23 protein-coding genes are annotated in these 23868 nt (G+C 72.3%); 11 read left to right on the forward strand and 12 right to left on the reverse strand.

What is annotated here, in order from left to right; all coding sequences use genetic code 11:
• Positions 1–4: 4 nt before the first annotated feature.
• On the reverse strand, positions 5–937 hold the full coding sequence (locus tag DFP74_RS10875; protein ID WP_121181579.1) for an alpha/beta hydrolase: 933 nt from the start codon (positions 935–937) through the stop codon (positions 5–7).
• A gap of 337 nt (positions 938–1274) precedes the next feature.
• On the opposite strand from DFP74_RS10875, the gene DFP74_RS10885 reads away from it, so the two are divergent.
• On the forward strand, positions 1275–1727 hold the full coding sequence (locus DFP74_RS10885; RefSeq protein WP_121181580.1) for an anthrone oxygenase family protein: 453 nt from the start codon (positions 1275–1277) through the stop codon (positions 1725–1727).
• A gap of 53 nt (positions 1728–1780) precedes the next feature.
• On the opposite strand, the gene DFP74_RS10890 is transcribed toward DFP74_RS10885, so the two are convergent.
• The gene (locus tag DFP74_RS10890; protein ID WP_199725605.1) at positions 1781–2395 is read right to left on the reverse strand and encodes a TetR/AcrR family transcriptional regulator; all 615 of its coding nucleotides are present in this window, start codon (positions 2393–2395) and stop codon (positions 1781–1783) included.
• A 197-nt stretch (positions 2396–2592) separates the two neighbouring features.
• Between DFP74_RS10890 and DFP74_RS10895 the strand changes: the two genes are divergently transcribed.
• A complete protein-coding gene (locus tag DFP74_RS10895; RefSeq protein ID WP_121181582.1) occupies positions 2593–3552 on the forward strand; it encodes a chlorophyllase in 960 nt (319 codons plus the stop codon).
• Positions 3553–3671: 119 nt separating this feature from the next.
• Here DFP74_RS10895 and DFP74_RS10900 read toward each other — a convergent pair whose 3' ends face one another.
• Positions 3672–4910: an MFS transporter gene (locus tag DFP74_RS10900; RefSeq protein WP_121181583.1), complete on the reverse strand. Its 1239-nt coding sequence runs from the start codon at positions 4908–4910 to the stop codon at positions 3672–3674.
• 44 nt (positions 4911–4954) lie between these two features.
• On the opposite strand from DFP74_RS10900, the gene DFP74_RS10905 reads away from it, so the two are divergent.
• The 3 genes from DFP74_RS10905 (at position 4955) to DFP74_RS10915 (ending at position 6434) form a co-directional block, all read left to right on the forward strand.
• A complete protein-coding gene (locus DFP74_RS10905; protein WP_370013365.1) occupies positions 4955–5416 on the forward strand; it encodes a MerR family transcriptional regulator in 462 nt (153 codons plus the stop codon).
• Positions 5413–5850 carry a DUF6228 family protein gene (locus DFP74_RS10910; RefSeq protein ID WP_121181584.1) on the forward strand — a complete coding sequence of 146 codons (438 nt, stop codon included), beginning with the start codon at positions 5413–5415 and terminating at the stop codon, positions 5848–5850. Before DFP74_RS10905 ends, DFP74_RS10910 begins: the two co-directional genes overlap by 4 nt.
• Positions 5851–5996: 146 nt before the next feature.
• Positions 5997–6434, forward strand: a complete 438-nt coding sequence (locus DFP74_RS10915) for a DUF6228 family protein (RefSeq protein ID WP_121181585.1) — start codon at positions 5997–5999, stop codon at positions 6432–6434.
• Positions 6435–6564: 130 nt separating this feature from the next.
• On the opposite strand, the gene fabI is transcribed toward DFP74_RS10915, so the two are convergent.
• Both fabI and DFP74_RS10925 read right to left on the reverse strand, forming a co-directional pair.
• The gene (gene fabI, locus DFP74_RS10920) at positions 6565–7338 is read right to left on the reverse strand and encodes an enoyl-ACP reductase FabI (RefSeq protein ID WP_121181586.1); all 774 of its coding nucleotides are present in this window, start codon (positions 7336–7338) and stop codon (positions 6565–6567) included.
• Between the two features lie 115 nt (positions 7339–7453).
• Complete coding sequence (locus DFP74_RS10925; protein ID WP_121181587.1) at positions 7454–8053, reverse strand: TetR family transcriptional regulator; 600 nt, start codon at positions 8051–8053, stop codon at positions 7454–7456.
• Positions 8054–8151: 98 nt separating this feature from the next.
• Here DFP74_RS10925 and DFP74_RS10930 point away from each other — a divergent pair, with 98 nt between their 5' ends.
• A complete protein-coding gene (locus DFP74_RS10930; protein ID WP_121181588.1) occupies positions 8152–9375 on the forward strand; it encodes an FAD-dependent oxidoreductase in 1224 nt (407 codons plus the stop codon).
• A 116-nt stretch (positions 9376–9491) separates the two neighbouring features.
• Here the strand turns inward: DFP74_RS10930 and DFP74_RS10935 are convergent, their stop codons facing one another.
• Complete coding sequence (locus DFP74_RS10935) at positions 9492–10097, reverse strand: TetR/AcrR family transcriptional regulator (RefSeq protein ID WP_121181589.1); 606 nt, start codon at positions 10095–10097, stop codon at positions 9492–9494.
• Positions 10098–10221: 124 nt separating this feature from the next.
• On the opposite strand from DFP74_RS10935, the gene DFP74_RS10940 reads away from it, so the two are divergent.
• Positions 10222–11058 (forward strand): alpha/beta fold hydrolase, encoded by an 837-nt coding sequence (locus tag DFP74_RS10940; protein WP_121181590.1) that lies wholly within the window; start codon positions 10222–10224, stop codon positions 11056–11058.
• Between the two features lie 128 nt (positions 11059–11186).
• On the opposite strand, the gene DFP74_RS10945 is transcribed toward DFP74_RS10940, so the two are convergent.
• From DFP74_RS10945 to DFP74_RS10960, 4 genes are all read right to left on the reverse strand, one after another.
• Entirely contained in the window at positions 11187–12701 is a 1515-nt protein-coding gene (locus DFP74_RS10945) for a dihydrolipoamide acetyltransferase family protein (protein WP_121181591.1), read from the reverse strand.
• Positions 12698–13690 carry an alpha-ketoacid dehydrogenase subunit beta gene (locus DFP74_RS10950; RefSeq protein ID WP_121181592.1) on the reverse strand — a complete coding sequence of 331 codons (993 nt, stop codon included), beginning with the start codon at positions 13688–13690 and terminating at the stop codon, positions 12698–12700. The genes DFP74_RS10945 and DFP74_RS10950 overlap by 4 nt, the downstream gene beginning before the upstream one ends.
• Position 13691: 1 nt before the next feature.
• Positions 13692–14777, reverse strand: a complete 1086-nt coding sequence (pdhA, locus tag DFP74_RS10955; RefSeq protein ID WP_121181593.1) for a pyruvate dehydrogenase (acetyl-transferring) E1 component subunit alpha — start codon at positions 14775–14777, stop codon at positions 13692–13694.
• Between the two features lie 341 nt (positions 14778–15118).
• Positions 15119–15577 carry a DUF4383 domain-containing protein gene (locus DFP74_RS10960; RefSeq protein ID WP_121181594.1) on the reverse strand — a complete coding sequence of 153 codons (459 nt, stop codon included), beginning with the start codon at positions 15575–15577 and terminating at the stop codon, positions 15119–15121.
• A gap of 321 nt (positions 15578–15898) precedes the next feature.
• Here DFP74_RS10960 and DFP74_RS10965 point away from each other — a divergent pair, with 321 nt between their 5' ends.
• Positions 15899–17557 (forward strand): catalase, encoded by a 1659-nt coding sequence (locus DFP74_RS10965; protein ID WP_121181595.1) that lies wholly within the window; start codon positions 15899–15901, stop codon positions 17555–17557.
• Positions 17558–17809: 252 nt separating this feature from the next.
• Positions 17810–18307, forward strand: a complete 498-nt coding sequence (locus tag DFP74_RS10970) for a phosphoribosyltransferase (RefSeq protein WP_121181596.1) — start codon at positions 17810–17812, stop codon at positions 18305–18307.
• A gap of 27 nt (positions 18308–18334) precedes the next feature.
• Here DFP74_RS10970 and DFP74_RS10975 read toward each other — a convergent pair whose 3' ends face one another.
• Together DFP74_RS10975 and DFP74_RS10980 are read right to left on the reverse strand one after the other, a co-directional pair.
• A complete protein-coding gene (locus tag DFP74_RS10975; RefSeq protein WP_121181597.1) occupies positions 18335–20380 on the reverse strand; it encodes a hypothetical protein in 2046 nt (681 codons plus the stop codon).
• 575 nt (positions 20381–20955) lie between these two features.
• Positions 20956–22323 carry an MFS transporter gene (locus DFP74_RS10980; RefSeq protein ID WP_121181598.1) on the reverse strand — a complete coding sequence of 456 codons (1368 nt, stop codon included), beginning with the start codon at positions 22321–22323 and terminating at the stop codon, positions 20956–20958.
• A 318-nt stretch (positions 22324–22641) separates the two neighbouring features.
• Here DFP74_RS10980 and DFP74_RS10985 point away from each other — a divergent pair, with 318 nt between their 5' ends.
• Positions 22642–23082 (forward strand): MarR family winged helix-turn-helix transcriptional regulator, encoded by a 441-nt coding sequence (locus tag DFP74_RS10985; protein ID WP_121181599.1) that lies wholly within the window; start codon positions 22642–22644, stop codon positions 23080–23082.
• A 110-nt stretch (positions 23083–23192) separates the two neighbouring features.
• Entirely contained in the window at positions 23193–23798 is a 606-nt protein-coding gene (locus tag DFP74_RS10990) for a hypothetical protein (protein WP_121181600.1), read from the forward strand.
• Positions 23799–23868 lie beyond the last annotated feature (70 nt).

Below are 23868 nucleotides of genomic sequence, written 5' to 3' on the forward strand. Positions count from 1 at the left end.
GGGATCACGCGGTCGGGGCCAGGCGCGCGTGCAGCCAGGCGCGTGCGGTCGCCGCGAACTCCTCGGCCACCCGGGACCGGGGCGCGAGGGCCTCGAAGGCGTGCGGGGCGCCGGGCACGACCTCCACCATGGTGTCCACTCCCGCGTCGGTCAGCGCCTCGGCGTAGGCGCGACCCTCCTCGTAGAACAGCTCGATGTCGCCCAGGCCGATCCACGTCGGCGGCAGTCCGGCCAGGTCCGTCCGGCGGGCCGGAACGGCGTAGGGCGGTGCGTCCGGGGCGCCGGGCCCGGTGCCGAGGTACGCGCTCCAGGCGATCCGGTTGGAGCGGTTGTTCCACAGGAAGTGGTCGACCGCGTCGAGCTCTCGGCGGGCGGCCGTGCGGTCGTCGAGCATCGGGCAGTGCAACCACTGCACGATCGGCCGGACCCCGTCCAGGTCGTGGAGCCGCTGCACGAGCCCCGCCGCGAGTCCGCCGCCGGCGCTCTGACCGCCGACCGCGATCCGGAGCGGGTCGACACCGCGCTCGTCGGCGTGGTCCAGCAGCCACCGCCACAGGCGCAGGCAGTCGTCCAGCGGCACCGGGAACGGGTGCTCGGGCGCGAGGCGGTACTCGACGGAGACCACCACGAGGTCCAGGTCGACGGCGATGTCGACGCACGACGCGTGGTCCTGCGCGGCGGTGCCGATGACCATGCCGCCGCCGTGAATCCACAGCAGCGCCGCGCCGCAGCCTCCGCCCGCCGGTGTGAAGACGTGCGCGCCGACCCCGGCTTCGAGCTCGATGTGCTCGTGGCGCAGGCCGTCACGGAGCTTGGGGCCGGGCAGCAGCCGGGATCCGAGCCGTACCAGGGACCGCTGCCACCCGTGGGCGATCGGCGGGTTCGGAACGCGCCGGAAGACCGACCGCAGTTCCGGGTGCAGCTCTGAGACGTCCATGTCGGTTCTCTCCAGGTCCTCGACCGCGCGAACATCGCGTCGGTGCGCACGGCCGCGACGGCTCCGCGCGTGGGCCCGCGCACGGGCGCGGAACCTGCCGTGGTCCCATGCCTACCACTCAGCCACGCGCGGCCGTGGCCGTCATCCCCAACAGCCGCGGGGAGTACCTCCTGCACCTGCGGGACGACATCGAGGACATCTCCTGGCCCGCGCGGCGGGTCCTGAACGATCACCGGGCCGCCGGGATCCGACTCTCCGAGCATTTTCCTAGCAACGCTAGACAAACGAGCAATGGCACGAATAGCGTGTTCCTAGCACTGCTAGCGAGGGAGTCGACATGCAGGACGTACTGGCCGTCACCACCGTCGTCGTGGTCGGAATGTTGGTGGGCGTGGAGTTCGCGGTCTCCGCCTTCGTCAACCCGATCTTCGACCGGCTCCCGACCGAGAGCGGGATCGCCGCGCGCAGCGACGGAGCGCGCGTCCTCGGCCGGGTCATGCCGTTCTGGTACATCGGCTCGGTCGTCCTCGGCGCGGTGTGGACCGCGCTGGCATGGGGCGGCGAGGGAGCGGCCCAGGCCGCCGCGGCCACCGGACTGCTCCTGGTGAGCGTGGTGATGTCGGTCCTGCTGCTCGTGCCGATCGCCTCGCGCTCGGCGACCTGGTCGAGCACCGCCCCGCCCGCGGACTGGAAGGAGCAGTCGAAGCGCTGGGACCGGTACCACGTGGTGCGCGTGGGCGTCATCGTGCTCGCGTTCGCGCTCTTCGCCGTCGCCCTGGCCCTCGCCTGACGATCCCCGTCCCCGAGGGCCCGCGCGCGACTCCGCGTGCGGGCCCTCGGGCGTCAGGACGACGGCGTCGACCGCAGGCCGCGCAGGAGCGGCTCGATCAGCCGGCGGGGGTCGTAGTCGGGGTCGCTCTCCCGTCCGACACAGAGGTTGCCGATCCCGCGCATCAGCTCGATCGCGCGCAGGTCGGACCCGATCTCCCCGGCCTCGGTGGCCGCGTCGAGCAACTCCCCGCAGACGGGCACCAGCCGGTCGAGGAAGTAGGCGTGCAGGGCGTCGAAGCCGCCGCCGCCCGACTGCATGGCGTGCGCGAGCCCGTGCTTGGTGACCAGGAAGTCCACGAAGAGGTCGACCCACCGCCGGAGCGCCGCGAAGGGGGAGTCCGCTTCGGCCAGCAGGCGCGGCCCGGCCTCGGCGCAGGCCTCGACCTGGTGCCGGTAGACGGCGATGACCAGGTCCGACCGTGTCGGGAAGTGCCGGTAGATCGTCCCCATCCCGACGCCCGCCTCGGTCGCGATCGCGCGGATGGGCGCGTCCACGCCGGAGGCGACGAACACTTTGGCGGCGGCGGCCAGCAGGACCTGCTGGTTGCGCCGCGCGTCCGCCCTCTTGCCGCGGGGCGGCTTCTCCTCGGACTCGCCCGTCTCCCCTGACTCGGCTGTCGTGGGCACCGCGCTCTCCTCCCGAGGGTCGTTGACAAAACGGAACAGCGCTCCGTATATTAATCGGAGCGGCGTTCCGCTTGCATTCTAGTCGAGCCGGGCACGCCTGTCCGCCGCTCTCACTCTGTCTTCCCGGCCACCCCGTTGCGCCGCCGACCACCGGCGGCGGGCCGGTGGTCGGCGGCCGTCGAAGGGAAATCCACCTCATGAATGCGCCCATCCGCCCCGCCGAAGCCCTCGGCACACCCGCCCCGGTCCTCTCGGTCGGCCCCGTGGTCCTACCGGCCCCCGACCGCGCGGTCGACCTGCGGCTGCGCGTCTCCGTGCCCGTGACCGGAGGCGATCTGCCGATCATCCTCCTCTCGCACGGCCAGGGCTTCTCGAACCACCTCTCCTCCCTGCACGGCTACGCGCCGCTCGTCGACTGCTGGGCGGCGCACGGCTTCGCCGTCATCCAGCCCACCCACCTGAGTTCGCGGACGCTGAGCCTGGAGTCCGACTCCCCGGAGGCGCCGATGTACTGGCGGTCGAGAGCCGAGGACATGTCACTCATCCTCGACCGGCTCGACGAGATCGAGGCCGCCGTTCCGCAGCTCGGCGGGCGCCTGGACCGGAGCCGGGTCGCCGTGGCCGGGCACTCGATGGGCGGGCACACCGCGAGCCTGCTGCTGGGCGCGCGGCTCACCGACCCTCACGACGGCACGGAGGTGGACCTGGCCGATCCCCGGATCACGGCGGGCGTCCTGCTCGCCGCGCCCGGCCGGGGCGGCGACGCCCTCACCTCGTTCGTGGCCGAGAACTACGCCTTCCTCTCGACCACGGACTTCTCCACGATGACCACGCCCGCGCTCGTGGTCGCCGGGGACCAGGACTCCTCCGACCACATGACCGTCGAGGGCCCGCAGTGGCACGCCGACCCCTACCGCCTCGCCCCGGCCCCCAAGACCCTGCTCACCCTGTTCGGCGCCGAACACGGGCTGGGCGGGATCTCGGGCTACGACGTCGCCGAGACCACGGACGAGAACCCCGAGCGGGTGGCCGCCCTCGGTCGCCTGACCTGGTCCTACCTCCGCTCCGAGCTCTACCCCGGCGACTCCGCGTGGAAGAGGGCGTGCGAGGTGCTGACGACCGGGCCCGGCGCGCTCGGCCGCGTCGAGTCGACGTAGGTCGGGGCCGGGGGGTCGGGCACGGGCCTGCCGTGGCGCCGGGGCCGACGGCAGGACGTCGGCCCCGGATGCCCCCGGACGCTCCCGGTTCCCAGAACCGGTCTCTCACGCCCCGGCTCTCAGGACCCGGCGCCGTGGGACGACCGGCCCGCCCTCAGTGCGGGAAACCCGTGGGTACGGGCCGCGAGCACCACGACCAGCACCGGCACCAGGAGTACCGGCACGCTCCAGGCGAACGAGGTGTGGTCGAGCCGGGTGAGGAGCACTCCGCCCACGGCCCCTCCGCCGGCCATGGCCACGTTCCACAGGGTGACGAGCATCGACTGGGCCGTGTCGGCGGCGTCCCCGCCCGCGTCGGCCACGGCGGTCTGGAGCAGGGTCGGGACGCCGCCCCAGCCCAGGCCCCACAGCGCCGCCGCGACGTAGACCGCCACCGTGTCGCCCGCCGACACGGCCAGGAGCGTGCCCGCCACCGCGACCAGCAGCGTGGACGCCACCGTCAGTGTGCGCAGCCGACGGTCGATCCGCGCCCCCACGACCGCGATGCCGACCAGGGAGGCGATTCCGAAGACGAGCAGCACGAGGTCGACGGACGCGCCCGTCCCGATCCGGAGCACGAACGCGGCGATGTAGGTGTAGAGCACGGTGTGCGCCAGGACGAAGACCAGGGTGACGAACAGGACCGCGCCGACGCCCGGAAGGGCGAGGGTGCGCAGGAGCGGGGTCCGCGCGCCGGGCCCCCGGCCGGGACGGTCGGGGACCAGGGCGAGGATCCAGCCGAGCAGCACGACGGACACCACGCTCATCAGCGCGAACGCCACCCGCCAGCCGAGGGTTCCGCCGAGGAGGGCGCCGGCGGGCACGCCCAGGGACAGGGCGATCGGGATCCCGGCCATGACCACGGCCACGGCCCGGCCCTGGAGGTGGGCGGGGACCAGGGCGCGCGCGTAGCCCACCAGCATCGCCCACACCAGCCCCGCCGCCACCCCGGCGGCGAAGCGCGCGGTCATGGTGAGCACGTAGTCCGGCGACACGGCCGTGACCGTGTTGGCGACCGCGAAGGCCCCCATGGCCGCCAGCAGCAGCCGCTTGCGCCGCCAGCCCGCCGTGGCGGCGGCCAACGGGATCGCGGTCAGCGCGGTGCCGAGGGCGTAGACCGTGACGGACTGGCCCATCGCGGACTCGCCGACACCCAGGTCGGCGCTCATGGCGGGAAGGACCCCGGCGGGGAGGGTCTCGGTCAGGCTCGTGATGAAGACCGCCGTGGCCAGAGCGAGCAGTGAGGTCAGGGGGAGTCGGCGTCCCGGTGGCCGGGAGGCGTCGGTGGTGGGCACGTGCGGTGTGGCGTCAGGTCTCATGGGGAGTATCGTCAGACCCTCACATCTGTGTGAAGGTCAACGAGATGGAACATGAGGTGGGACACATGCGCATCGGCGAGCTGGCGGAGCGCACGGGCACGTCGCGTCGGCTCCTGCGCTACTACGAGGAGCAGGGGCTGATCACCCCCGAGCGCTCGGGCAACGGCTACCGGGAGTACGGCGAGGTCTTCGTGGACCGGATCGCGCAGATCCGGGGGCTGCTGGACGCGGGACTGCCCACCCGGATCATCAAGCAGGTGCTGCCGTGCCTGAACACGCCCCGGGCGCTCTACTTCCCGGACGCCACCCCCGAGATGATCGCGACGCTGGAGAGCGAACGCGACCGGATGAGCGACCGCATCAGGTGCCTGACCCAGAACCGGGACGCCATCAGCGCCTACCTCGACGCCGTGCGCGACGGCACCCCGCCGCCGAAGGAGGTCCCTGGCCAGTGCGCGGGCGAGCCTGGCGAGCACGCGGCCGGACGTGTCAGGGTGTCCCGGTGACCGAACTCGAAGACTCCTTCGTCGTCCCCGCCGCGGGCTCCTCGGCACGCTGGGTCGTCGGCAGGCCGGTCGACGTCCACGGCGACGGCTCCACGCACACCGTGGACGTCGAGCTCAGCGACTGCGGGTTCACCGATCATGGTCGGGCCGCCTTCGAGGGCCGGACCTCGGAGAACCTGCGGGAGTTCCTCGTCGCGCTGGCGCAGGACTGGCGGGGCTGGCAGGGCGCCCGTTCCTGGACGTCCATGGGGCAGGAGATGACCGTGGAGGCGCACCACAACGGCCGGAGCCGCGTGAGCCTGGAGATCACCCTGCGCCGGGCCGATCTGCACCACACCCCCGACGCGTGGTCGGCGCAGCTCTTCCTCACCGTGGAGGCCGGAGAGGAGCTGCGCCGGATCGGCGACGCGGCGCAACGCTTCCTGCACCCCTAGGCCAGAAGAACACGGCCTAGGCGCCCGGACCACGCCGAGCGTCGGATCGGCTTGTCGACACGGCGACAGGCCGATCCGACGACCATGACCCGCGAGGGGAACCGCCTCACGCGATGGCTCGACACTCTGTCCCACGAGGTGTCCCGGTGACCGAACTCGAAGACTCCTTCGTCATCACCCGCGCGGATGCCCCGGCGCGCTGGGCCGTCGGCAGGCCGGTCGACGTCCACGGCGACGGCTACACCCACATGGTGGACGTCGAGCTCAGTGATGACGGGATCGCCGCTCGCGGACAGGCAGCCTTCGACGGACGCGGTCCGGAGAACCTGCGGGACTTCCTCGTTGCCCTGGAGAAGCACTGGCGGGGCTGGCGGGGCGCCCGTTCCTGGACGTCGGTGGGGGAGGAGATGACCGTGGAGGCGCACCACGACGGCCGCGGGTACGTGAGCCTGGCGGTCACCCTGCGCCGCGCCGAACGGACCTACGCCCCCGACGCGTGGTCGGCCCGGGTCGTCCTCACCGTGGAGGCGGGCGAGGAGCTGCGCCGGATCGCCGACGCGGCGCAGCGCCTCCTGCGCCCCTAGCCCGGACCGCGTCGGGCGTCGGAACGGCTTGTCGACACGGCGACAGGCCGACAGAACGACTCGGCGACACAGCGCTCGGGCCCCCGGCCGGTGACCGGTCGGGGGCCCGAGCGCTGTTCGGGAGACCGGGTCAGACGAGGGGCGCGCCCATGGCGTGGTAGCCGCCGTCCACGTGCAGGACGGTGCCGGTGATCGCCCGCGCGGCCGGGGACATCAGGAACAGGGCCGGCCCGGCGACGACCGTGGCGTCCTTGGTGTCCCAGCCCAGCGGGGCGTGGTCGCCCCAGGAGTCGGAGATCTGCGCGAACCCCGGAATGGACCCGCCCGCCAGGGACTTGATCGGGCCGGCCGCGATCGCGTTGACGCGGATGCCCTCGGCGCCCAGGTCGCGGGCCAGGTACTTGGTGGAGTTCTCCAGGACGGCCTTGGCCGAGCCCATCCAGTCGTAGACCGGCCAGGCGACGCTGGCGTCGAAGGTCAGTGAGACCACGCCCGCGCCGTGGGGCGCCGCGCCGAGCAGGTCGCGAAAGCCCACGGTCAGCGCCTTGAGCGAGAACCCGGACACGTGCACCGCGGTGGCGACGTCGGCCCACTCGGTGTCGAGGAAGTTGCCGCCCAGCGCCTTCTCGGGCGCGAACGCGATGGCGTGCAGCACGCCGTCCACGTGGTCCCAGTGCTCACCGACCGCCGCGACGGTCGCGGCGATCTGCTCCGGGTCGGTGACGTCCATGGGCAGGACGGCGACGGGCTCCTTCGGCAGGCGCTTGGCGATCCGCTCGCAGATCGAGAACTGCCGCCCCGGCGGGTTGGTGACGACCACCTCGTGGCCCTGGTTCATGGCCTCCTCCGCGATCGCGTACGCGATGGAGGACTGGGTGGTGATGCCGGTGATGAGCAGGTTCAAAGCGCCCCCTGGTGAATTCTTCGCTCGCTCAGGCAAGCTATCGACAACCCGGCGCTCACGCCGCTGTGGAGTCGGACAAGAAATCCGCGCGGACTTTGAATCGCGTCGAGGCCGGTCAGCGGGGCGCCGTCGCGGTGCTGCCGTCGATGAGCGCGGTGACCGTCGCGCGCAGGCGGTCGGTCTCCGCAGACGCGGTGTCGGCGGAGAGCACGAGGTGGTGCAGGACGCCGACGAGCGCGAGGGCCAGCGCCGCGGGGTCGGTGGTCGCGGCGATCCGGCCGAGCCTGCGCTCCTCCGTGAGGTAGGCGGCGACGGCTCCCTCGAAGGCGTCGAAGCCCGCCGTGCCCTCGCCGAGGATCGCGCGGACGCTTCCGGTCAGGTCCGGACGCGCCACGAGCAGGCGGGCCCACGGCCGGACGGTCTCCAGGGGTGTCGCCAGGGCCGCCTCGCACAGGTTCCCGGCGACGCTCCCCTCGCCCGCCCGGTCGGCCAGGGCCGACGCTCCGGCCGAGACCAGGAAGGCGCGGTCGACGGCGTAGGAGGCCAGGAAGTCGTCGAGGTCGGTGAAGTGCGCGTACAGCAGTCCGGCCGCGACTCCGGCCTCGGCCGTGACGGCGCGGCCGCTCAGCCGCGCCGGTCCGTCGCAGACGATCACCCGCTCGACGGCGGAGAACAGGTGCTGGCGGATCTCCGGGATGGCGACGCCTCTGGGCATGCGGTCGAGTCTATGCGCCTCGGTTGCGCCGAGTATGAACAAGCGTTCATACTCTGGTTTGAACACACGTTCATTCTGAGGCGGACCGAGGAGCGGCGATGACGGACGACCAAGGTGGGGCACCGGAGACCGGCGGCGGACGGACGCGGCGGGCGGTCGTCGTCGGCGCGGGCATCGCCGGCCTGGCCGCCGCGCTGCGTCTGCGCCGCGGCGGTTGGGACGTGCTCGTGGTCGAGCGCGCCCCGGGCCGCCGCAGCAGCGGCTACATGGTGAACCTGCTCGGGACGGGCTACGACGCCGCGGAACGCCTGGGCCTGCTGCCGGCGCTGGCCGAGGCGGACCTGGGCTGGTTCACCTCGATCCTGGTCAGGGCGGACGGGAGCCGGAAGTTCACCGTCCCGGCCGAGATCGCCCAGGCCGCGATCGGCGACCGGGCCAGGACCGTGTTCCGCGGCAATCTGGAGTCGGCGCTGTTCGAGGCGGTGGGCGAGCAGGTGGCGTTCCGCTTCGACACCACGGTGGCCGGTGTGGCACAGGACGCGGACGGCGTCGACGTCGAGCTGAGCGACGGCACCCGGGAGCGGGCCGACCTGCTGGTCGGCGCCGACGGTCTGCACTCCGGCGTCCGCGCGATCGTGTTCGGACCGGAGGAGGACGTCCGTGTGGACATGCGGCACATGGTCGGGGCGTTCCCGCTCGACCGGGTGCCCGAAGACGTGCCGGAGGGCGCGGGCACCACGTACATCGGCCCCGGGCGTACGGCGGCCGTGGTCAATCTGGGACCGGGGCGGTCCTCGGTGTTCTTCGCCTACCGCTGCGCCGACGCGCGGGACGAACTGGCCAGGGGACCGGTCGAGGCGCTCACTTCGGCCTTCGGCGACCTGGGCGGGGGCGTGCCCGGCGCGCTGCGGGCGCTGGCGGACGCGCCGGAGGCGGCCTACTTCGACTCCGTCGCCCAGATCGCGATGGACCGGTGGAGCCGTGGCCGGGTCGTCCTGCTGGGCGACGCCGCCTGGTGCGTGACGCTGTTCGCCGGATACGGCGCGGCCCTGGCGCTGACCGGGGTCGACCGGCTCGGTGACGCGCTGGAGGAGGCGGGCGCCGACGTCCCGGCCGCCCTGGCGGACTGGGAGGAGGGGCTCAGGCCGGAAGTCCGCAAGCGGCAGGCCCTGGCGCGCAAGGGCATGGCACAGTTCGCCCCGCCCGGACGGGTCCACGTGTGGGCGCGGGACCTGGTGATGCGGACCGTGCTGCTGCCGGGCGTGCGCGGCCTGGTGGTCCGCTCGATCCAGCGCGCGAACCGGAGTCCCGTCGACCGGTAGCCGAAGGAGGGCCGTGCCCGGGCCCGCCGCACGGAGGTGGGCCCGGGCTTGCGGGCCACCGCACGGAGGCGGGCCCGGGCTTGCGGGCCACCGCCTCCGGGCACACTCGGCCCGGTTCAGGCCACCCGGCGGGTGCCGCTCTCCAGCGCCGCCCCGATGAGGGTCCGCGCCGCCGCCCGGGCGTGGTCCGCCGCCCGGGGGTCGCCCGTGACGGCCGCCGTGGTCTGCGCTCCCTCGGCGAGGAGCGCCAGTTGGGCGCCCAGGGACGGGTCCGCGCCGAGTTCCTCGACCAGCCGCACCAGACCGTGCTGGAACTGCGTCTTGTGCTCGCGCACGATCTCGGCGACGTCGGTGTTGACGGCCCCCAGCTCGGCGAAGGCGTTGAGGAAGCCGCACCCCCGGAAGTCGTCATCGCAGAACCACCCGGCGAGGAAGTCGTAGACGGCCAGGAGCTTGTCCCGCGGGGAGTGCGCCGCGTCCACGTACGCGGCGAGCCCTTCCGCCCATACCCGGCGCCGTTCTCGCAGCGTGGCGATGATGATGTCGTCCTTGGACGGGAAGAGTTTGTACAGGCTTCGCAGGGAGACGCCCGTCGCGTCACGCAGCTCGTCCATGCTCACTGAGGAGAAGCCCCGCGTGTAGTAGAGCCGGTCGGCAGCCGCCACGATCCTGTCGCGTCGGCTCTCGTCCTCGGCCCTGCGCCTGTCCTCGATCGATGCCATGTCAGCAGTGTACTTGCAATGAGAACGATCGTTCTCTACAGTGGGCGCAAGCGAGAACGACCGTTCTCGCAGTCATCCCTCACCTGAGAACGATCGTTCTCAGCCCTGTCGAGGAGAAACAGCCATGGGCCGCATCACCGTCGGAACCGAGAACAGCACCCCTGTCGAGGTGTACTACGAGGACCTGGGCAGCGGTCAGCCGGTCGTCCTCATTCACGGCTACCCGCTCGACGGCCACTCCTGGGAGAAGCAGACGGGCGCACTGCTCGACGCCGGCTACCGGGTCATCACCTACGACCGCCGCGGCTTCGGCCAGTCCTCGCAGCCCTCCGGCGGCTATGACTACGACACCTTCGCGGCGGACCTCAACACCGTCATGGAGACGCTCGACCTCCACGACGCCGTGCTGGTCGGCTTCTCGATGGGGACCGGCGACGTCGCCCGCTACCTGGGCACCTACGGTTCCGGCCGGGTCGCCAAGGCCGCCTTCCTGGCCTCCCTGGAGCCGTTCCTCCTCAAGACCGAGGACAACCCGGAGGGGGTGGCTCCCCGGGAGTTCTTCGAGGGGGTCTCCGCCACCGTGAAGGCCGACCGGTACGCGTACTTCACGGGGTTCTACGAGGACTTCTACAACCTGGACGAGAACCTGGGCTCGCGGATCAGCGAGGGGGCCGTCCGCAACAGCTGGAACGTCGCCGCCGGCTCGGGCGCGGTGGCTTCGGCCGCGGCACCGCTGACCTGGTCCACCGACTTCCGGGCCGACATCCCCCGGATCGACGTGCCCGCGCTGATCCTGCACGGCACCGGCGACCGGGTCCTGCCCGTCGAGGCGACGGGACGGCGGTTCTCGGCCCTGCTGCCCTCGGCGGACTACGTCGAGATCGAGGGCGCTCCGCACGGCCTGCTGTGGACGCACGGCGCCGAGGTGAACGAGGCCCTCCTGGCCTTCCTCGCCAAGTAGGGCGGCCGGACGGGGCGGCGCGGGGCGACCGCGCCGCCCCGTCCGACGCGTACGGGCGCCCCGGGGTGCCGACTCCCCGGGGCGCCCGGTCAGATGCCGCCGACGAATGGTCGGCGGGCGGTCGGCGGCTACAGGTCGGCGATGGCCGCGGCCGGGTTCTCCATGGCGTCGGCGACCACGCGCATGAAGCCGGCCGCCGCTCCGCCGTCGCACACCCTGTGGTCGAACGCGAACGACAGCTGGGTGATCTTGCGGGCGACCACCTCGCCGTCCACGATCCACGGGCGGTCGAGGATCCGGCCCAGGCCGAGGATGGCGACCTGCGGGTGGTTGATGATGGCGGCGCTGCCGTCCACCCGGAGCGAGCCGTAGTTGTTGAGGGTGAACGTGCCGCCGGTCATCTGGGCGGGGGAGACCCGGCCCTCGCGGGCGGCCGCGGTCAGCTCCCGGATCCGCGCGTCGAGTTCACGCGTGGTGAGCGCGTGCGCGCCCATGACGGCGGGGGCGACCAGGCCGCGGTCGGTCTGGACGGCCAGCCCGAGGTTGATCCCGTCGTACTGGACGAGTTCGCCGCGCTCGGTGTCGACCAGGCCGTTGAGCTCGGGGAAGGCGCGCAGGCCCGCGACCACGAACCGGGCCACGTAGGCGAGCAGGCCGGGGCCCTCGGAGTCGGACCGGCGCAGACGGACGAGTTCGGTGGCGTCGACGTCGACCCAGACGGTGGCCTCGGGGATCTCCCGGCGGCTGCGCGAGAGGGAGGCCGCGACGCTCTTGCGGAAGGTGTTCATCGGCACGCGCCGGGACTCGGCCAGACCGGTGCGCGGATCCGTGGCCCCGGAAGCCACCGCGGCTCCGGTGGCTCCGGTGGCTCCGGTGGCTCCGTGAGCTTCCCGCCCGAAGGCGTCCGGTGCCCGCTCGGCCGGGTCCACGGGAGCCGCGGTGGCACGGGCGGCGGCCTCGACGGCGGCGCGGACGTCGCGGCGGGTGATGAGGCCGCCGGGTCCGGTGCCGGGGACGTCGGCGATCCGCAGCCCCGCCTCGCGGGCCATCTGGCGCACCAGCGGTGAGGTCACCAGCGGGACCCGCCGCTCGGACCGCTCCACGGCGGAGGCGTCCGCCGAGGGGTCCGGTGTCCGCGCGGACGTGTCCGGGGCGGGCGGAGCGGCGGCCGCCGGCACCGACGGCTGGGCGGCCCGGCCCGGTGGGCGGGTGCGGGGCCTGCGGCGGCGCCCGGTGGCCTCCGCCTCCGGGGTGCCGTAGCCGATGAGGACGTTGCCCGACCCGGTTCCAGCGCGCTCCTCCTCGCGGTAGCGCTCGCCCTCCGGCGACACGGCCGGGGCGGCGGTCCGCGCGGCGTCGGCGGAGACGCCGGTGGCCGTGCCGGCAGCGGTGTCCGCGGGAACGTCGGCGGCGACGCTGATCAGCGGCCGGCCGACCGCCATCACCTCGCCCTCGTCGCCGTGCAGGACGCTGACGGTGCCCGCGAACGGCGACGGCACCTCCACGACGGACTTGGCGGTCTCCACCTCCACGACCGGCTGGTCGACGACCACGGTGTCCCCGACCGCGACGAGCCACCGGACCACCTCGGCCTCGGTCAGGCCCTCACCCAGGTCGGGGAGGTCGAAGGTCTGCGTGCTCACTGGTCCTCCCACTGCAGGTCGTCGACGGCGTCCAGGACACGGTCCACGCTGGGCAGCTGGAAGCGCTCCAGCTTGGGCGGGGGATAGGGGATGTCGAACCCGGTGACGCGGCGCACGGGCGCGGCCAGGGAGTGGAAGCAGCGCTCGGTCACCCGGGCGACGATCTCCGAGGCGACGCCGGCGTACCCGCTGGCCTCGGCGATCACGACCGCGCGGCCGGTGGAGCGGACCGCCGCGCACACGGTCTCGTCGTCGAAGGGCACGAGCGAGCGCACGTCGACCACCTGGAGGCTGCGGCCCTCCTGGGCGGCGGCCTCGGCGGCCTCCAGGGCGGTGGGTACGGACGGGCCGTAGGCGATGAGGGTCGCGTCGGTGCCCTCGCGGCGGACCACCGCGCGCCCGATCCCGGGGCGGGGACGCGTGAGGTCGACCTCCTCCTTGGCCCAGTACAGCTTCTTCGGTTCGAGGAAGACGACCGGGTCGGGGGAGGCGATGGCGTCGCGCAACAGGAAGTAGGCGTCGGCGGCGGAGGCCGGGGCGACGACGGTCAGGCCGGGGGTGTGCGCGTAGTAGGCCTCGGAGGAGTCGCAGTGGTGCTCCACCCCGCCGATGCCGCCCGCGTAGGGGACCCGGATGACCATCGGCAGCCCGACCCGGCCGCGGGTGCGGTTCCTGGTCTTGGCGACGTGGCTGACGATCTGCTCGAAGGCCGGGTAGGCGAACGCGTCGAACTGCATCTCCACCACGGGGCGCATGCCGTTCATCGCCATGCCCACGGCCATGCCGACGATGCCGGACTCCGCGAGCGGGGTGTCGAAGCAGCGCTGCTCGCCGAACTCGGCGGTCAGGCCGTCGGTGATCCGGAAGACGCCGCCGAGGGGGCCGACGTCCTCGCCGAAGACGTACACGGTCTCGTCCTCGGTCATGGCGTCGCGCAGCGCCCGGTTGAGCGCCTGGGCCATGGAGAGCTTGGTGGGGTCCGTCGCCATCTCAGTGGCCCTCTCTGCTCAGTTCGTCGGCCAGGAAGGCGGCCTGCTCGGTCAGCTGCGGCGTCGGTTCGGCGAACACGTGCGCGAACAGCTCGGAGGGGTCGGGCTCGGTGTCGCGGGCGAGCCCCTCGCGCATGGCGGCGGCCACGGCCTCGGCCTCCTCGGCGATCCGCTCCTTGCGGGCCTTGGTGAGCACGCGCTTGCGCTTGAGGTAGGCCTCCATGCGCACGATCGGGTCGCGGGCCACCCACGGCTCGACCTCGGCGTCCTCGCGGTAGCGGGAGGCGTCGTCGGCGTTGGTGTGCGCCTGCACGCGGTAGGTGTGCGCCTCGACCAGGCGCGGCCCCTGCCCGGCGCGGGCGGCGGCGACGGCCCGGTCCAGGACGGCGAGCACGGCGGCGGCGTCGTTGCCGTCCACGCGTTCGCCCGGCATCCCGTAGCCGACGGCCTTGTGGGCCAGGGAGGGCGCGGCGCTCTGCTTGGCGAGGGGGACGGAGATCGCGTACTCATTGTTCTGCACGAAGAACACGACGGGCGTACGGAACACCGCGGCGAAGTTGAGCGCCTCGTGGAAGTCGCCCTCGCTGGTGGCGCCGTCGCCGCACAGGGCCATGACGACGGTGTCCTCGCCTCGCAGACGGGCGGCGTGCGCGACGCCGACGGCGTGCAGGAGCTGGGTGGCCAGCGGGGTGGCCTGGGGCGCGACGCGGTGGGCGTAGGGGTCGTAGCCGGAGTGCCAGTCGCCCTTGAGGAGCGTGAGCACCTGGACCGGGTCGACGCCGCGCGCGATGACGGCGGCGGTGTCGCGGTAGGTGGGGAAGAGCCAGTCGCCGTCGGCGAGCGCGAGGGCGGCGCCGGTCTGGCAGGCCTCCTGCCCGTGGGAGGAGGGGTAGACGGCCAGACGGCCCTGGCGGACGAGGGCGCCGGCCTGGTCGTTGACCCGGCGTCCGGTCACCAGGGAGGCGTAGGCGGCCAGCAGCCGGTCGTTCGAGGGGAACGGCAACGGCGGATCGGCGACCGGCCTCCCGGTTTCGTCGAGCAGCTGGACCGGCTGCTCCGACGGGAGCAGCTCCTGGTCACCGGCCATGCTTCTACCTCCTGTACGGCGGAGAGATGTACAGGAACATGGTGCTGTTTGTTGCCATATGTTCGCCAGTGACCGGTAAAAGTCAAGATTATGTCGGTTCGTCCCGCCTGAAAGATGACCAACCGTCCAGTCATGTGACACGGAACACTGGCCCGTGTGGACAAGTGGCCCAGGTCACGACAGAGCTTCGAGCGCGAGTGGTCGCCGCGGACCCGGCCGACGTGCGGGCGGGCCAGGGTGCGACGCCCCTGCGGGCGTACGCAGCGGCGCGGGCGGGTGCTGCACACAGCACCCGCTCGCGCCGGTCCCTCGTGCCCCTCGTGCACCTGCCGGCGCACGTGTCAGACGGGGCCCGCCCGCTTGCGCGGGGTCAGGAATCCGAAGGCCACCATCACCACGCCCAGGGCCAGGTGCAGCCAGTTGTCGGCCTCGTTCAGGGGCAGGAAGTCGGCCCCGTCGTTCTGGTGCAGGAAGAGGCCGTAGAGCCACAGCAGCAGGTAGAGCACACCGCCGGCGAGGAGGTAGACCTTCGCCATCACCGCGCCCAGGGCCGCCACGACGCCGAGCACACCGAAGGCGAGGTGGACGATGTTGTGCAGGACCGACACCTGGAAGATCCCGAACAGGTAGGCCCCCGAATCCGGTCCGGAGAACTCCATCTGCTCCACGCCGGTGGTCGCACCCGGCACGAAGCCGAGGACGCCCACCAGGAGGAACACGATCCCGACGACGAAGGCGACCACACGGATCGTGCTGCGGACCACTCCGGACATCTTCTGGTTCAGTCGTCGTTGTGACATGGCGTTCCCCTCCAGAGGAGTGCCGTCATCCCGTCTGTACCGACCAGCGCTGATCCTTGTACGACCGCTACCCGCCCCCTCGCCGCCCATGCCCGGCTTTTTCCATTTGTGACATCGTGCGCACGATCCCCCGCGTCACGACCCGCCGACCGCTGATCCGCGCAGCTCATGGCCGTCGGACCGTCCCCTCACCCGACGGCCTCCACCCACCTCACTTGGTAAGAACTTCCCCTTGCTCTGCTCCTTCCTGAATCCATGGCCGCGAGTGTGGGCAGGAGGTCCTGGAAAGCGAACATGACGACTCGGTGGGGGACCAGTCACATGACCGACGTATCCAGCCAGGGCTCGGCTCCGGGAGACGACCGCGAGGTGCTCACGAACCGCCAGGGCCACCCTGTCTACGACAACCAGAACCAGCGGACGGTCGGCGAGCGGGGGCCGGCCACGCTGGAGAACTACCAGTTCCTGGAGAAGATCAGCCACTTCGACCGGGAGCGCATCCCCGAGCGGGTGGTGCACGCGCGCGGCGCGACCGCGTTCGGCTACTTCGAGTCCTACGGAACCTGGGGCGACGAGCCCATCGACCGCTACACCCGCGCCAAGCTCTTCCAGGGCCGCGGCAAGCGCACGGACATCGCGCTGCGCTTCTCCACCGTCATCGGCGGCCGGGACTCCTCCGAGTGCGCGCGGGACCCGCGCGGGTTCGCGATCAAGTTCTACACCGAGGACGGCAACTGGGACCTGGTGGGCAACAACCTCGCCGTGTTCTTCATCCGCGACGCGATCAAGTTCCCGGACGTCATCCACGCCCTCAAGCCGGACCCGGTGACCTTCCGCCAGGAGCCCAACCGCATCTTCGACTTCATGTCGCAGACCCCCGAGTGCATGCACATGCTGGTCAACCTGTTCAGCCCGCGCGGCATCCCCTCGGACTACCGGCACCAGCAGGGCTTCGGCGTCAACACGTACAAGTGGGTCAACGACGCCGGGGAGACCGTGCTGGTCAAGTACACGTGGATGCCCAAGCAGGGCGTGCGCAGCATGACCGAGGCCGACGCCGCCAACATCCAGGCGACCGAGACCGGGCACGCGACCAAGGACCTGCACGAGGCCATCGACCGGGGCGACTACCCCGAGTGGGAGCTGCTCGTGCAGATGATGAGCGACGAGGAACACCCCGAACTCGACTTCGACCCGCTGGACGACACCAAGACCTGGCCGGAGCAGGACTTCCCGCCCAAGCCGGTGGGGCGGATCGTGCTCGACCGCAACGTGTCGAACAACTTCGCGGAGAACGAGCAGATCTCCTTCGGCACCGGTGTGCTGGTGGACGGCCTGGACTTCTCCGACGACAAGATGCTGGTCGGCCGCACGTTCTCCTACAGCGACACCCAGCGCTACCGGGTGGGGCCCAACTACCTCCAGCTCCCGGTGAACCAGGCCAAGAACGCGAACGTGCGCACCAACCAGCGCGACGGGCTGATGGCCTACCACCAGGACGGCGGGGGAGAGAACCCGCACGTCAACTACGAGCCGTCCATCACCGGCGGCCTGCGTGAGGGGGGGTACCCCACGCACGACGAGCAGGGCCCGGAGATCCGGGGCAGGATCACCCGCAAGCGCATCGCGCGCACCAACGACTACCAGCAGGCGGGCCAGCGCTACCTGTTGATGGAGCAGTGGGAGCGCGACGACCTCGTGCACAACTTCTCCACGCTGCTCTCCCAGTGCGACCGGCCCATCCAGGAGCGGATGGTCTGGCACCTCCTCCTGGTCGAGGACGACCTGGGGCTGCGCGTCGGCGAGAAGCTCGGCATCGGCCCGGAGGACGTGGCGCACCTGGAGCCGTTGCAGAGCCAGGACCTGACCGACGAGGACCGTCGGCGCCTGGGCAACCTGGGCAAGAACGGTCCCCGGGACGTGTCGGGGCTCACCATGACCCACTGCGTGCCCAACGAGCGGCACGTGACCGAGGCCTGAGACCGGTGACGGAACCGTCGGCGGTGCCCGCGGGCACCGCCGTCGCGTGCCCGGGGCCGGACCACGGGCGCGTCCCGGGCACGGCCGGGGCAGGGTGTGGGCGCGGGGCGCGAGCCTTCTCAGGGGGCGGCGCCGCCCCCGGGCCGCGCCGGGCACAGGGGGCGGTACGACTAGCATGAGTCGGTGCCCGGGCGCCGCCACCTGCGGCGAGACCGACCGGGGCACACACCACACCACCGGGAGGGGAACCGCGTGAGCGACGAGCGCGAGAATCTGAGCTACGAACTGTTCGGCACCGCGATGCGTGATCTGGCCACGGCGATCGCCGACGACGGGTTCGAGCCGGACATCATCCTCTCGATCGCCCGCGGCGGCCTGTTCGTGGCCGGAGGCCTGGGCTACGCGCTCGACGTCAAGAACCTGCACGTGATGAACGTGGAGTTCTACACCGGGGTCGGCACCACGCTGGACATGCCCGTCATGCTGCCGCCCGTGCCCAACGTGGTGGACCTGAGCAGCAAGAAGGTCCTGGTCGCCGACGACGTCGCCGACACCGGCAAGACCCTCAAGCTCGTCCACGACTTCTGCGCCGAGCACGTGGCCGAGGTCCGCAGCGCGGTCATCTACGAGAAGCCGCAGTCGCTGGTCAAGTGCGAGTACGTCTGGAAGCACACCGACCAGTGGATCAACTTCCCGTGGTCCGTCCTGCCCCCCGTCGTCACGCGTCCGGACCAGGTCCGCGACGCCTGAGGGTCCGGTCGGGCCCGGCCCCGGCGGTCAGGTCCGTTCCGGAGCCCCCGGCCGGGCCGCGGCCAGCAGGCGTCTGCGCCCCTGGTCGCCGATCACGAGCCGAAGCCGTACCGTGCCGGGCTCACCCGTTCCACGCGCCCGTGCCCAGTGCGGGAGTCCTTGCGGGGCGCGCCCGGCCTCGACGACCAGGTCCACCGCACCCCACGCCGGCCGGGCGCTCGGGAACGCGGGCACCAGCAGCCCGCGGGACCCGCGCACGGCGCGCACGCGCGCCCACGGCAGTGCCACCCGACTGCCCCTGCTCCACCACAGGTCCTGGCGGACCAGCTCCAGCCCGTCGTCCGTGAGGCGGATGCCGGATCCGGCGCAGCGGCGCGGCAGCGTCACCGCCGCCATCCACACCAGCGCCGCCCCGCACGCGAGGGCGATCGCGGCGTGCGCGGCCGTCGCCGCGCCTGGGACGGGGGCGAGAGCGGGGAGCCAGTGGTCGTTCCCGATGTCCAGGACCGCCAGGATGGCCACGCCCGCCAGCACCCCCACGGCCGCGAGCACCCATTCGAGGCCGCGTCGGGGGACGGTGATCCACTGGTCGGACCGGAAGTCCGGAGCCTGGATGACCGACCGAGCCGGAGCCGCGCCGGCACCGCTCTCGGCCGGGGCAAGGGCCAGCCCCGGTCCGGCCGCTGAGGACGGCGCGGATCCCGCGGCCAAGCCGGGCCGGGCCCGGTGCACCAGGAGTTCGATCCGGCGGGCCAGGTTCGGCTCGGAGACGGTAATCCCCAGGCGCGGCCGGTCCGCGACGGTGCCCCACCCCTGCGCTCCGGCGGGGACGGTGCGCACCCATCTCGGCGGTCTCGCTGCGGAGTCGAGCCGGTCCACCACGATTTCCACGACCGGCAGGCCCCACGCCTCCTCGGCGCCCTCCCAGGCCCTGGTGTGCGTCACCACCCCGCGCACGTCCGCCCAGGGCACGAAGATCCCACCGGACCGGGCCCACCACATCGACTCGCGGCGCACGGCGATGCCGTGCTCGTCGCCGGACACGCCCTGCGGAGCCCAGTACCAGGGCAGCAGGACCGCGCTGACCAGCGCACCCACCGCGACGACCGCCGTGAGTACGAGGGGCGAGGCGGAGTCCCAGCCGGTGTCCGAGCCGCGGACGAAGGACACGAGGACGATCAACGGCGTGCCCACGAGCGCGACGGGAAAGACGCCCCAGGCGAGGATCCGCTGTCCCCGGACCGGGAGCCACGTTCCCCGGGCCGACGGACCGTCGGCCCCGGGTGAGAAAGCCGTCCCGAGGGCCGCCCCGGTACCGTCCGTCTCGGAGCCGGCCGACCCGACGGTCGACCCGACGGCCGGCCGGTGGACGTCCGTACGGTCTCGTTCCCACCCCGCGCCCGTGACCGCGACCGGGTCCACGACCGAACCCGCTCTCCTTCCGGCGACCGAGCTCATGTCCGCGCCTGTGCCCTCGCGCCGGCTCGCCCGGCGTCGGCGGTCGATGAGACGGGCCAGCTCGTCCGCGCCCGACGCGGGCAGGGTGAGGTAGAGCCGGTCCCGGTCGCTCTGGTCCTCTCCCTCCGGCGGCGTCCCGCCCGCCGGAACGGTCAGCACCCACCCCGGTGCCCGCGCGCCCGGGGCGAGGTCGTGCACGGACAGGACCAGCCCGCGGCGGTCGCCGAGACCGCCCGGCCGGTGGTCACTGACCTCGGCCAGCGCCGGCCACGGCACGTGCAGGCGCCGCCCGGCGAACCACCACTTGGCGTCCTGGAACAGCAGCAGCCCGTCGGCGCCGACCACGACGCCCTGCCGGGTGAGCATCCGGGGCATCCAGGTGAGCAGCCAGACCACGACCCCGCCCAGGGACACCGCCACAATGCCCAGCAGGACCAGGGCCACGGACAGGAGGGAGTCCAGCCACGGCGGGGCCAGGGGCCGCACGTGCACCGCCAGCGCCCAGCAGGATCCGGCGGCGACCAGGAAGAGGGCGCCCAGGATGCCCAGCGCACGCGCGAGGCCGCGCCGCTGGTCCCGGGCCATGTCGACGAGGTCCGACCGGAGGAGGTCCATGGAAAAAGTGAAGCAGAGCGGAGCTCGGTCGGCCACAGCGAAGTCGCGGGCTGTGGACAACCGAGTCGGGGCGACGTGGGCGGCGAGGGCGAGGTGGGCGACCGCCCGGCCCACGGGGCTCCGCCCACGTCGGCGGGTGTTTCAAGTGAAACACCCGACCGGCCCGGAAAGCCCGAAAGCCCGAAGGAGACGAACCGACGAGCCGACGTGGCGACAGGTCGACACGTCGGCTCGTCGCCTTCGCGGGCCAGGCCGTGTTCTTCTACGGGCCTTCGGGTGCGCTCGCGGTCGTCAGGCCGTCTTCCGCACGACGATGTGCGAAGTCCCGCCTGGTCGTGCCGCACGAGCGCGGAGGCACGGCGAGACGCGGACCTGGCGGCCGCGAGCCCGGGAGGCCGCACAGCACACGGGCTGGGCCGTGTTTTTCTGAAGGCTTTCGGGTGCGCTCGCGGTCGTCAGGCCGTCTCTCGCAAGACGATGTGCGACGTTCAGCCTGGTTGTGCTGCACGAGCGCAGAGGCGCCGCGAGAGGCGGTCCTGGCGGCCGCGAGCCCGGAATGCTGCAAAAAACACGGCCTAGACCCGCTCGCCCTCGGAGGCGTCGCCCACGTGCAGGTCGACACCGCGCGGGTCCTTCACCAGCGAGACCGCGACGAAGGAGATCGCGCACGCCACCACGATGTAGGCGCCGATGGTCCACGACGCGTCGAACGAGGTCAGCAGCAGCTCGGCGATCATCGGTGCGAACGCGCCACCGACGATCGCGCCGAGCGCGTAGCCGATCGACACCCCCGAGTACCGGACCTCGGCGGGGAACATCTCCGCGTAGAGCGCCGCCTGGGGCCCGTAGCTCAGGCCCATGCCCAGCGTGAACAGGAACAGGGCGAGGAAGTACATGACGATGTTGCCGGTGTCGATGAGGAACCACATCGGCACGGACCAGGCCGCCAGCATCGCGTAGCCGATCTGGAAGGTGCGCACCCGGCCGATCCGGTCGCACAGCCACCCGCCGTACAGGGTGGAGGCCAGCCAGCCGAACGAGGCGAGCGTGGTCGCCAGCAGGACCGGACCGCGCTCCATGCCGAGGCCGAACTCCTCCACGGGGCGGGAGGCGTAGGTGGCCAGGAAGGCGATGAGCAGGTACCCGGCCGCGTTGTTGGCCAGGAAGATCAGGGCGGAGAGCACGACCTCGCGGGTGTTGTGCTTGAAGAGGGTGCGCAGGGGCGCCGACGCCTTGGCGCGGCGTTCCTGCATCTGCTTGAAGACGGGGGACTCCTCCACCGACTTGCGGATCAGGTGGCCGACGATGATCAGCAGGAAGGACACGAGGAACGGGATGCGCCAGCCCCACTCGATGAATCCGTCCGGGCCGATGATCGCGGTGATCGTCCACACGACGAACGTCGCCAGGATCATGCCGCAGGGAACGCCGATCTGCGGGTAGGCGCCGAAGAAGCCGCGTCGGCCGACCGGCGCGTGCTCGACGGACATCAGCGCCGCGCCGCCCCACTCGCCGCCGGCGGAGAAGCCCTGGAGCACGCGCAGGGTGATCAGCAGGATGGGCGCCGCGACGCCGATCTGGGCGTAGGTGGGGAGGACGCCGATGAGGAAGGTGGCCAGGCCCATCAGGACGAGGGTGCCCACGAGGACGCGCTTGCGGCCGAACCGGTCGCCGAGGAAGCCGGCGACGACGGCGCCGAGCGGCCGGAACAGGAAGGAGATCCCGATGGTCGCGAACGAGAGCACCTGGGCGACGGCCGGGCTGGAGTCGGCCACCGGAGCCAGGAAGAGCGGGGCGAGGACGAGCCCCGCGGCCTGCGCGTAGACGAAGAAGTCGTACCACTCGATGGTGGTCCCGACCATCGTGCCGGCGAGGACACGACGCCTCTCCCTGGTCTGGTTGGCGGCTCCCGTCGGGGGGATCGCGGGATCGGACGTGGCCATGGGCGCTCCGTTTCGGTCTGGACCGGCGCTGGGGAGCCGGTTTCCTCTGACGTGCGCGTCCGCAGTGGACGACTCGCACTAGGACACCATGCCATGTGACCCAAGGCACTTTTCAAGTCGGATCCCCCTTTTCGCAGCTGAATAGGTATCAAGTGACCGAATGGTCGGTTGGTGTGATCACGCACAGACACCAGAACGGCGGCGCCGCCAGGGGCGCGCGTACGCCACGGCGACATGTCGACAGAGCGATCCGCCGACACGGCCGCGGAGGGCCTGGTCGGGACCCCGGGCGGACGCCGGGTGCGCGAGACTGGAGGCGTGAGCACCGACGACCTCCGCCCCGGACCACCCGACATGAGCGCCTCGATCCTCGTGCTGACCCTGGCGCGCCGCGTCGAGACCGAGCTCGGCGCGGCCCTGGCTCCGCTGGACCTCACGGTCGCCCGGCTCGGACTGCTGGGCCACATCTCCGGCGTGCCCGGCGCCTCGTTCAGCGAACTGGCCCGGATGTCCGGCATCACCGTCCAGAGCCTGCACACCGGGGTCCGGTCCCTGCTGACCGCCGGGCTGGTCCGCGACCGCACCGCGCGCCCGGGTTCGGCCTCGGAGATCGAGCTGACGCCCGAGGGCCTGCGCCTGCTCCAACGGGCCCGGGAGGTGGTCGCCCAGGTGGACGAGCGCCTGTTCGGCCCGGAGGCGGACCCCGTCCAGCACCGCGTCGGCCGCGCGATCCTGGCGGCCTTCACCGGCCAGGACTGAGCCCGGACAGGGCCGTCCGCGTGTGCGCGAACCAGGACGCGCACCCCACCTTCAGGCATGCTGAAGCCCGGGGTAGGCTTCAGGCACTCTGAAGGTTGGAAGGAGAACCCATGGAGCACGTCCTGCTCTCGGTGCACGTCCTGGCCGCCATTGTGTTCGTGGGGGGATCGGCGGTCGCGTCGAGTCTGTTCCCCCGGTACGCGCCGGTCGCCGCCGCTCCCGCGTCCCCGGACCGGACTGCCGTTCCCGCGTCCCCGGATCCGGATCCGGATCCGGATCCGCACGCGGGCACCGCCCCGACTCCGCACGCGGGCACCGCGGTTCCGGACACGGGGGCCGATCCGGCCCTTCCCACGGACACCGCACCGGCCACCGACTCCGCCGGGGAGCGCAACCGGGCCGTGGCCGTGTCCATGCACCGCATCACCCGCGGCTACGCCCTGTTCGGCCTCGTCGTGCCCGTGGCGGGCATCGCCCTCGCGATCATGCAGGGACGGATGGGGGAGATCTGGATCAATGTCTCCATGGCCCTCACCCTCATCGCCGGGCTTCTGCTCGCCACGCAGATCTACCCGCGTCAGCGCGAGGCGCTGCGACGGCCCGGCGGATCCCGGCCGCTGCGCACGCTGTCCATGCTCGCCGGCATCTACAACCTCGTGTGGGCGACCGTCGTCGTCCTCATGATCGTGCGCCCCGGCTCCGAGGCGGGGGCCTGAGGCGGCGACCGTCACGGCGCCGTGTCGGCGAGTCGTCAGGTCGCCGTGTCGACACGGCGACCTGACGACA

The organism is Nocardiopsis sp. Huas11, assembly GCF_003634495.1.
GTDB lineage: Bacteria > Actinomycetota > Actinomycetes > Streptosporangiales > Streptosporangiaceae > Nocardiopsis.